Genomic DNA, 9,868 nt, shown 5'->3' with positions numbered 1-9,868 from the left:
TGTCAAGGGCAATGCGGTCATCCAACCATTAAAATTTACTCAAAATTTAATTTCTAACTTCAATATCACTTTTTCATAGATTTTTAGACAGTACCGGATTTGCTCTAATCTCTTCAGGACAATTTACTTCAATTAACTTTATAAACTATTATTAATGCTGAGCCAAAAATTAAGCTACAAATTTAAGAATCCTGACTGCCATCACAATCATGACATGGCTTTTTCCGGGAGTCCTCACCATCTTGCCGAGTTCTACCCTTTTTCATTTTTTTACCACATTTGGGACAGTGACCGGGACGGACTAATCTATAATCTCCACCTGCAAATTTAATCGCTTTTCCACAGGTTAAGGCTTCTGCCGCCTTCTGACGAGCTGAAGTCAGTACCCGCTGAAAAGTAGGTCTGGATACATTCATAACCTCTGCAGCTTCGGCCTGTTTTAAACCTTCAACATCCTTTAAGCGCAGGGCCTCCACTTCTTCCATAGTCATCTCTACTGTTTCCAGCTGATGCCCGGGGACTCCCGCCGGCTTAAAAAACCTGATTTCTGGTAATTTCTCTATTATTCGATCTTTGGTTGGACGTGCCATAATCTCCACTCCTGTTACATTTATTTAAAGTTAAGTAAAATACTTTGATATATTTATTATAACAGATTAGGGAGAAAAGAACAAAATCATAATTTCTTTTCAGCAACCATTCCCAGAATAGCCACAGCATCTTTGGGGCCGGAATAAGGAGGTGCATAGGCAAGGTCAACCTGGAAAAGCTCATCTGCTGTCATACGATTATAAACTGCTGTTGCCAGAACATCAATTCTTTTATCAGAGCCATCACCACCAATTACTTCTGCTCCCACTATAACACCATTTTCTTTATCAAAAATACCTCTGAGATGAATAGAGTCTGTTCCGGGATAGTAGCTGGCATGATTGTGGGCCTTAATTTTAACTGCTACTGCATCAATACCTTCTTCTTTAGCTTCTTTTAATCCTAAACCAGTTTTAGCAGCTGTGAGATCAAAAATCTTGGTGATTCCAGTTTTTAAAATTCCATAATGCTCTGCCTCTCCCCCAGCAGCATTTTCGCCGGCAGTCCTTCCCTGTTTATTAGCAGTTGAACCAAGCGGAACCCAGACATCTTTATTTGTCAACAGATCTGTTGATTCAGCACAGTCACCGGCAGCATAAATATCTTTAACATTAGTCTCTAATTTTTCATTGACTTTAATTGCCCCTGTCTCACCAACTTCGATTCCAGCCTCCTGGGCCAGTTTCGAGTTAGGTTTAACTCCAATTGAAAGCAGTGCCAGATCAGCTTCAACTTCTCTACCAGAAGCTGTTACAATTTTTTCTACCCTGCCTGAACCTTCAAAATGGTCTATACCATCATCTAAAATTAAATTAACACCCTTTTCTTTTAAATGTTCAGCTACAAGATCAGCCATTTCTTTACTAAATGGTGGTAAAACCTGGTCTTCAAGTTCAACAACTGTAAGCTCCAACCCTAATTTACTAAAAGCCTCTGCCATTTCCAGGCCAATCAGACCGGCACCAATAATTACAACCTTTTGCGTTTCCTGTCTACTGACAGCTACTTTAATCTGATCAGCACTTTCTACTGATCTCAGTGTAAATATGTTTTCTAAATCAAGTCCAGCAAATGGCGGCTTAATTGCTGAAGCACCAGTACTAATAATTAATTTATCAAACTGATATTCTCCATTTTCTCCACTATTAAGGTTTTTATAATAAAGTTTTTTATCATCTTTATTAATTTTAGTTACTTCATGCTGCAGACGTACTTCTACATTATATTTTTCCTTAAAATCCTGAGCCGTATTCATTACAACTTTATCCCGAGTTGGAGTTACTCCTGAAATATAATAAGGAAGTCCACAGCCCGCATAGGAAATATCTGTATCTTTTTCAAAAACTACTATTTCTGCATCTTTATCTGTTCGTCTTGCCTTGGCAGCTGCACTTGTACCTGCTGCTACAGCACCTATAACTGCAATTTTCATTTTAAATTCCCCCAGTTGAAAAATATTATAAGTAATTTCTGCTCTAAATATATTATTCTAGATTTATCGGTTACTTCCTTGTCCTAAAATTGGTTCTCATTATTAATTAACAAATTCAGATTAAAATATAAATTTTAGGCCCCCCAGAATTACTATACTCACAGCCATAATAGAGCGAAAATTTTAAATTATATTTCTTCAGAAAATTTCTTGACGGAAGCTATTTCTTATGCTATTATATTTATTGCAGTCAACAAAACTGTATAAAAATTTGCCCTCATCGTCTAGGGGTCTAGGACACTAGGTTTTCATCCTAGCGGCAGGGGTTCGAATCCCCTTGAGGGTACCATTTTGAGATTAAGACAGCCAATCGGCTGTCTTTTTTTTGTGCGTTTATGTTTATTTATGTGTATTTATGTACACGCACCGTGAACCTATCGGTTTTTGTCGATTTCCTAACAGCTAATTAATTATATGTTATAATCTATAATAAATATTCTTAATTTAAAATTTATTCAATTTTAATAAATTTGTCTTAATTTTTAACTTCTGATATAATTCATTTAGCAGTTGATAATAAGGAGTTTTTAAAAATGTACTTAATCTATAATCTATTACTTTTTATAATTTTAATATTTTACTCACCAATTTTAATATATAAAAAAATCACCAATACAAACAAAAAAAACATCAAAGAGATGTTTGGTTTTTATTCTAAAGATATAAAAAAATTAGCAAAAAATAATAAGGTGATCTGGATCCATGCAGTTTCTGTTGGTGAAACTGTTGCCGCAAGCCCAATTGTAAAAGAGTTAAAAAAAGAATTACCTGAACATAAAGTAATTTTCTCAACCACTACTTACACCGGACAAAATATGGCTCACAAAATCATTGATGACGCTGACGCTGTTGTTTATTTTCCTTTTGACTTACCCTTTGCGGTTAGGAAAGCTTTAAAAGCGATTAATCCTGAGCTCATCATGATCATCGAAACAGAGCTCTGGCCAAATTTTATCAAAATAGCAAAAAATAAGGGTCATAAAATTATCTATGCAAATGGTAGAATTAGCGACAGCAGCTTTAAAAAATATAAATATTTAGGTTCAATTTTGCCTGATATGCTTAATAATATTGACTGTCTGGCAATGCAGTCGGTACAGGATAAAGAAAGAGTGATAGAACTTGGCGCTAATGCAGAAAAAGTACTTAACTTAGGTAACACCAAATTTGATCAGAACTATTCTTCAATTTCTGAAAGTAAAAAAGAAGATTATAGAAACAAATTTAAAATTAATGAAGATAATTTAGTTTTTGTCGCCGGGAGCACCCATGATGATGAGGAAAAACATCTAATTCAAATTTATAAAGATTTAAAAGAGAATTTTCCAGGTTTATATTTTATCATTGCTCCCCGTGATATTGAAAGAGCAGCAGAAATTGAAAGTCTTTTCCAAAAAAATAATATCGATCCCATAAAAAAATCAGAGCTTAAAAATCAAAACCCTGATAAAATTGATGCTCTTATTTTAAATACGATTGGAGAACTCGCACAAATATATAGTATAGCTGATCTGGTTTTTGTCGGAGGCAGCATGATGGGAAAAGGTGGACATAATATTTTAGAACCTGCAGCCCAGGGAAAACTAGTATTTTTTGGTCCTGATATGTCTAATTTTAAAGACAGCAGAGATCTTTTACTTAAAAATGATGCAGGAATACAGGTCAATAGCTGGCAGAGTTTAAAAGAACAACTTCTATATTATTTAAATCATTTAAATGATTTAAATAGTAAAGGTGAAAAGGCCAGAAAAGTAATTCTGAATAATAGAGGTGCATCTAAAAGAATTCTTGAGCATACTTTAAAAGTACTCAAGCAGAAGCAAAATAATTAGTTTGTTTTCCTGCTTCTCACATCACCAGAAAATACTATGTAAAATGATCTAATTATATTAACTATTATTTGCGCTTTTTCTATTTTTTTTAATTAAATATAAGTTGCGCAGATAAATAAAAGAACCGGTTGACTGTCCTACAATAAAGACCGGGTCCCGCCGATGAATTGCATAAACTAATAAAGTAAGACTTCCTGCAATACTAAAATACCAGAAAGCATTTGGGACTATACTTTTTTTGGCTCTTTCTGACGCAATCCACTGAATAACAAAACGTAAGGTGAACATTGCCTGACCAACAAAACCAATTATTATCCATATCATAAATTAATCCCTCTTTATATTATAATTAATAATTCTTTTTTTCATCCACAGCATAACCAGAGTATCAAATAATCCTCTCCACATCCTATTATTAATCCCATACTTAGACTGACCATACTTGCGGGGATAATGGTCAACCGGAACCTGCTTCACATTATATCCATTAATTCTGGCTAAAGTAGGATAAAATCTGTGCATGCCTTTAAAAGGATAAAATTCTTTATGAATCTCATTTTTGAAAATTTTTAAAGGACAGCCGGTATCAGTAATCTTTTCACCAGTAATAAAATTTCGAACCCCATTACCAACTACTGAAGATAATTTCTTTATCAGACCATCATTCCGATTTGTCCTCATCCCTATTACCATATCATAATCTTTTAAAAAGGGAATCAGTTTTGGAATGTCAGCCGGACTAACCTGGAGATCAGCATCTAAAGTTATTATATATTTTCCTTCCGCTTCTTTAAAACCAGCTAAAAATGCAGCAGTCTGTCCATTATTTTCAGTAAAATGTATTGCTGAAAGTTTATCTGTTTTTTTCTGCAATAAATCAATTTTTTTACTGCTGCCATCCTGACTTCCATCATCAACATAAATTATTTGATAATTATATTTATCCTCCTTTAATTCATTCATTATACTATCTGTTAGAGGAGACAAATTTTTGATTTCATTATAAATGGGTACCACTATTGAAAAATCATATTTATAATTCTGCATTTCCACCACCCTTAATTTATATACGCCTATAAAGTTGATGTTTATTTCTATTTAACTAAATGATAAACCAGATTATATCCATTTGAATGGTATATAACTTCTTTCTGAATGAAAATATCTCTGGCTCTTTTAAAATCTTCTTCACTGATTAAAATAACAGCTTTTTGCTTTTCTTGAAGATAATTAATAAGTCTGTCTTCATTACCCAGGTCCTTAATAAAAAAGTCTGTATAAACTGCCAGAGTTTCCGGCTGTCCATATCTGAAAGCAGCAATATTTTCAATATTTTTTTGTTCTCTAAGATTTTTTAATTCTTCAGAAATTGGTCTTTTACTATAATTCTGACTTGCTGTGGGAACTATTACAAGGCTTAAATTAAGAGAAAAAAACAGCATCAAAGCCGGTAGAAGATAAATCAGAGATAAATATTTGTTTTTAAAATATAAAACCGCGGCTGCCAATAAAATAAAAACAGCTGCTATAATTGTTGGCTTTAATAAATTTCTAAGATTATAACCTTCAATATTTTCGGGAACAAAAAAACTGCCAGCTATAATTACTATTATGGTTAACAGAACTGGAATAACTATAAATTTCTTATTATCCTGATTGACTATAATCTGCTGACATAAATATGCAATCAAAATTGCAGCTGCCGGATAGATTGGAAGCAGATAAAATACCAATTTACCACTAAAAAAAGAAAATAAAAGCAGAGGCCAGAAAAACCAGCTTAATATAAATTTAAGTTCTTGATTAATATTTCTGTAATATTTAATTATGTAAAAAAAACTTGAAATTAATAAAAATGTCCAGGGTAAAAGAGTTAGTGGAAGTGTAGTAAAATAATAATAAAATGGTTCACTATGAGCAAAAGAATTAACCGCTCTCCCAAAAGTCTGCAGAACTACCAATTGATAAATATATTCTTTACCACCAAAAATAAAGGCAGGTATTAACCATAATAAAATTACAGATAAGAAAATAATTGCTCCCTGAATCAATTTGATTTCTTTTAATTTTTCTAGCTTATTATCCCAGATAAGAAATCCAAGAATAGTTATTAAAGGAATCAAAAATCCAGCAGGTCCCTTAATAGCAGTTGCAAAACCAATAAATAAATAAGTTAGAAAATATAAATAGTCTTTTTGATTTTGATATGCTTTAAAAAAAGTAAATAAAGCAGCTGTTATAAAAACCATCATCAATAAATCCATTCTGACAAATATAGATAAACTAAAAAATAATACAGTCGTGGCCAGAATTATACCGGCTAAAAAAGCATATTTTTCTTCTAAAAAAGATCTAGCGAAATAAAAAGTCAGTAATATGATTATTACAGCAGAAATAATACTGGGACTAACCATTGCCGCAGCAGAATACTCACCAAAAATCTTTTTATTTAAAATTAAAAACCAGAAATAAAAGGGAGGTTTATCTGTATAATTTCTACCACCAAGATGTGGAACAAAATAATCTCCACTATTTTCCATCTCTCTGGCAACCTCTGTATATCTTAACTCATCACGATAGTGAAGATCTCGATCCAGAGTTGAGGGAACAAATAAAATAATACTAAAAGCAATTAATATTAGCAGATAAATATAAGTATTCCTTACATCTTTATTAAGTAAAGACATACAAATTCCTCCTTTCTTTAAATTACCATTTCTAATTAAAAGTAATTAATAAATTTTTTTAAGCCAGTTAACTTCCCTTTCTAAAGCTTCTTTAAAGGTAACCTGAGGAGAATAGTCCAGCAGCTTTTCTGCCTTACTAATATCTGCAGCAGTATGTTTAACATCACCCTTAACTTTGTTTGAATAAATGATTTTTGGAGCACTGCCAATTATTTGTTCCATTAATTCAAGACTCTGATTCAATTTAACAGTATTAGTCCCCCCGATATTAATAATTTCTCCAGCCGGAGCTTTTTGAGCTGCAAGAATATTAGCACGGGCAATATCACCTACATAAGTAAAATTTCGGCTTTGCTCACCATCACCAAAAACGTTAATGCTTTCTCCCTGCAAAAAAGCCTTAATAAATATATGAAAAGCCATATCAGGTCTCTGGCCTTCACCAAAAACAGTAAAATATCTTAATGATACTGTGGGTACCTTAAAATTTTTATAATATAAATAGCAGAGATTTTCTCCAGCAAGTTTTGAAACACCATAAGGTGAAACCGGCTGCAGCCTCTGTTCTTCTGTCATAGGCATCTGATCTGTGTTACCATAAACTGAAGATGAAGAAGCATAAACAAATTTCTTTAATCTTTTACTTTCTTTTGCAGCTTCTAAAAGTTTTTGAGTCAAGAGAATGTTATTTTGATTGTAAATTTTAAAGTCTTCTCCCCAGCTGGAACGCACACCTGCCTGGGCTGCCTGGTGATAAATATAATCTACACCTTTTATTAACTCTTCTAGATCTGTTTTTAAAAGATCTTTTTCAATAAAAGTAAATTTAGGATCATTTAAAATTTCTTTTATGTTGTTTTCTTTTAATTCTCTGGCATAATAATCTGTAAAACAATCTATACCTATGACTTCTTCGCCCTCTGCCAGTAACTTTTTAGCTAAATTTGATCCAATAAAACCTGCTGATCCTGTTATTAAATGTTTCACCTATAAACACCCCTGTATTTTATTATCTATTATCAACTTAAAAAGTAATCTTCTATTTTATTAATCATCAATTCAAAAGTATAATTGTTTTCAAAAATATTTTTTGCTTTTTTTCCCATTTCTTCTTTATTTTTACTTTTAATCATTCGAAAAATATTGTCTGCTAATTCATTTCTATTTCTTGGAGAAAGATAACCTGTCTCTCCATCTATAACTAATTCATCTATACTTGGAATTTCTACAGCTACAATTGGCTTACCTGCTGCCATTGTTTCTAAAACAATCCAAGGACATCCTTCATATAATGCAGTATGAACAACAAAATCAATTTGTTTCAAAATTGATGGTATATCCTTACGAAAACCTGTAAAAATAACTTTATCATTCAAGTTTAATTTATTCACAATATCTTTATATTCATTAATCTTATTCCCTTTTCCAACAATCAAAACCTTAAATTTTGTGAATTCTTTCTTTAAAACACTAACTGCATATAACAAATCTTGTTGTGCTTTCTGATTCCCAAGTCTTCCAATATTAGCTATTAATACTTCATCATCTTTAATATTAAATTCTTTCCTTAAATTTGAATCTGCTTTTGATTCCAAAAAGTCTGACTTTTTTACTCCATTATAAATCAACTTTATATTACTGTTCGAAATAACATTTTCCGGAAGTTTCTCAAAGCTTTTTTCTAATGTTGTTTTAGAAATCGCCATAAAATCGGTTATACACTTGTTTAAAAAAATTCTATTATAAAAATGATTATTTATTGGCTTGGCTAAAGCTCTTCTATAGATAATTCTTTCAACTCCAGCCAAATATCCAGCCACAGATCCAATTTTAAAATGTGAAGATTGACAAAAAAACATTATATCTATTTTTTCTTTTTTAAAATATCTACTTAGTTTGAATATTCTTATTGGATTTAAAAAAGTACCACTATTTATCTTTTTTATAAAATCAACATCAAGTCCAGCTGATTGACATCTCTTATGGAAAGGTGTATTTTTTACAGCTAGTATTTTAACATTATAGCCTCGTTTCAGTAATTCTTTTGCAGTTTTATAATGCCAACCCTCAACTCCTCCCCAAATAATACCTGTGTTTAAAAATAATATCTTTTTCATTTTTTTACTCCCCAATTATTTCTATAGAATTAAGTATCTTTTCTCCTCGATCTTTCCACTTCATTGAGCTATAATCATTTATGATCTTTTTAGAAATATTATTATATAATTTATTATCTTCCATTAAAATATCAATTTTATCAGCCAAATCAATATAATCGTTTGGTCTATATAATAGTCCATATTTATTATTAAGTATTTCTTTAACAGTTGGTATATTTGTTCCAATCACAGGAATTCCATGTGAAAAATAATTAAAAATTTTCATCGGAGAAGTTAAATATCTATTAAAAAATATGTCTTCTAAAGGTACTAAACCAATCATAACATTTCTTAAAACATCGTCTATTTCTTTTCTATTAATCCAACCAGTTATTTCAATTCTATCTTCAACATTATAATTTTCAGCAATTTTTTTGCATTTTTTTATTTTTTCTTTATTTGTTCCTCCAATAATAATTAGCTTTGACTTTTGATTTTTTATTTTTGAAAGAGCTTTGAACATATCTTTTAAATTTTTTCTATCTCCAAGTGCTCCAATGTAAGCCAAATTGTAGTTGGTTTTTTTATAATTATAAATATTTTTAATACCGGTTCTTGCAATAATATACTTCTGATTTGGTAAATAATTATTATATAAATCTTTCAAAGTTTCATGATGACAAATTATACCATTAAAATAAGGTAAAAATAATTTTTGATATAACTTTTTTTTGTAATGTTTTTCTTCTTTTAAAGATAGATCTAAATAAAAATTATGCGCTTCATAAAATATTTTTATATCATATTTCTTTTTCAGCATTAATAAAAAAGGGAAAAACCCTATTTTTCTCGTTATTATAACATCTAATTCTTTATTTTTAGCTTTATTTTTTAGATAATTATAGGTATTCCAATAAAATTTTGTTGTCTTACTTAATATTGATTTGTCTTTTATATATTTTATATTAAAATTGTTAAGTGGTTTTAAACCAAAGTAGTTATTTAAAACTTCATCTTGTTGCCTTTGACCTGTTACTATTAATTCAATATCATTTTGGGGATTTGCCTGTGCTATTCCATAATTAGCAAACGTCGTAAAACTTATACCAGCAGATTGACTTGGCCATTTTTCACCAAACACATATTTTATATACACTTTGAATCTCT

At 30.8% G+C, this 9,868-nt stretch carries 9 protein-coding genes and 1 tRNA gene; 2 read left to right on the top strand and 8 right to left on the bottom strand.

Features of this window, described 5'->3' with window-relative positions; translation table 11 throughout:
* Nucleotides 1-182: 182 nt before the first annotated feature.
* Entirely contained in the window at nt 183-590 is a 408-nt protein-coding gene (locus C7958_RS02920) for a DUF134 domain-containing protein (protein ID WP_111571172.1), read from the bottom strand.
* An 86-nt stretch (nt 591-676) separates the two neighbouring features.
* The gene (locus C7958_RS02915) at nt 677-2,023 is read right to left on the bottom strand and encodes an FAD-dependent oxidoreductase (RefSeq protein WP_111571171.1); all 1,347 of its coding nucleotides are present in this window, start codon (nt 2,021-2,023) and stop codon (nt 677-679) included.
* Between the two features lie 273 nt (nt 2,024-2,296).
* On the opposite strand from C7958_RS02915, the gene C7958_RS02910 reads away from it, so the two are divergent.
* Together C7958_RS02910 and C7958_RS02905 are read left to right on the top strand one after the other, a co-directional pair.
* Nucleotides 2,297-2,372: transfer RNA gene (locus C7958_RS02910), tRNA-Glu, on the top strand.
* Between the two features lie 244 nt (nt 2,373-2,616).
* The gene (locus tag C7958_RS02905) at nt 2,617-3,915 is read left to right on the top strand and encodes a 3-deoxy-D-manno-octulosonic acid transferase (RefSeq protein WP_111571170.1); all 1,299 of its coding nucleotides are present in this window, start codon (nt 2,617-2,619) and stop codon (nt 3,913-3,915) included.
* A gap of 57 nt (nt 3,916-3,972) precedes the next feature.
* Here C7958_RS02905 and C7958_RS02900 read toward each other — a convergent pair whose 3' ends face one another.
* From C7958_RS02900 to C7958_RS02875, 6 genes are read right to left on the bottom strand one after another with little or no spacing between them, the layout of a single operon-like run.
* A complete protein-coding gene (locus C7958_RS02900) occupies nt 3,973-4,239 on the bottom strand; it encodes a lipid-A-disaccharide synthase N-terminal domain-containing protein (protein ID WP_111571169.1) in 267 nt (88 codons plus the stop codon).
* A gap of 3 nt (nt 4,240-4,242) precedes the next feature.
* Nucleotides 4,243-4,962 (bottom strand): glycosyltransferase family 2 protein, encoded by a 720-nt coding sequence (locus C7958_RS02895; RefSeq protein WP_111571168.1) that lies wholly within the window; start codon nt 4,960-4,962, stop codon nt 4,243-4,245.
* 47 nt (nt 4,963-5,009) lie between these two features.
* Nucleotides 5,010-6,602: an ArnT family glycosyltransferase gene (locus C7958_RS02890; RefSeq protein ID WP_111571167.1), complete on the bottom strand. Its 1,593-nt coding sequence runs from the start codon at nt 6,600-6,602 to the stop codon at nt 5,010-5,012.
* Between the two features lie 45 nt (nt 6,603-6,647).
* Nucleotides 6,648-7,589 carry an NAD-dependent epimerase/dehydratase family protein gene (locus C7958_RS02885; RefSeq protein ID WP_111571166.1) on the bottom strand — a complete coding sequence of 314 codons (942 nt, stop codon included), beginning with the start codon at nt 7,587-7,589 and terminating at the stop codon, nt 6,648-6,650.
* A gap of 32 nt (nt 7,590-7,621) precedes the next feature.
* Nucleotides 7,622-8,719: a glycosyltransferase gene (locus C7958_RS02880; RefSeq protein WP_111571165.1), complete on the bottom strand. Its 1,098-nt coding sequence runs from the start codon at nt 8,717-8,719 to the stop codon at nt 7,622-7,624.
* Between the two features lie 4 nt (nt 8,720-8,723).
* Nucleotides 8,724-9,857: a glycosyltransferase gene (locus tag C7958_RS02875; RefSeq protein WP_111571164.1), complete on the bottom strand. Its 1,134-nt coding sequence runs from the start codon at nt 9,855-9,857 to the stop codon at nt 8,724-8,726.
* Nucleotides 9,858-9,868 lie beyond the last annotated feature (11 nt).

This window comes from Halanaerobium saccharolyticum (assembly GCF_003259895.1).
Lineage (GTDB): Bacteria > Bacillota > Halanaerobiia > Halanaerobiales > Halanaerobiaceae > Halanaerobium > Halanaerobium saccharolyticum_A.
Note: the sequence above shows the minus strand (reverse complement) of the source record. Positions and strands in the feature narration are given on the sequence as shown.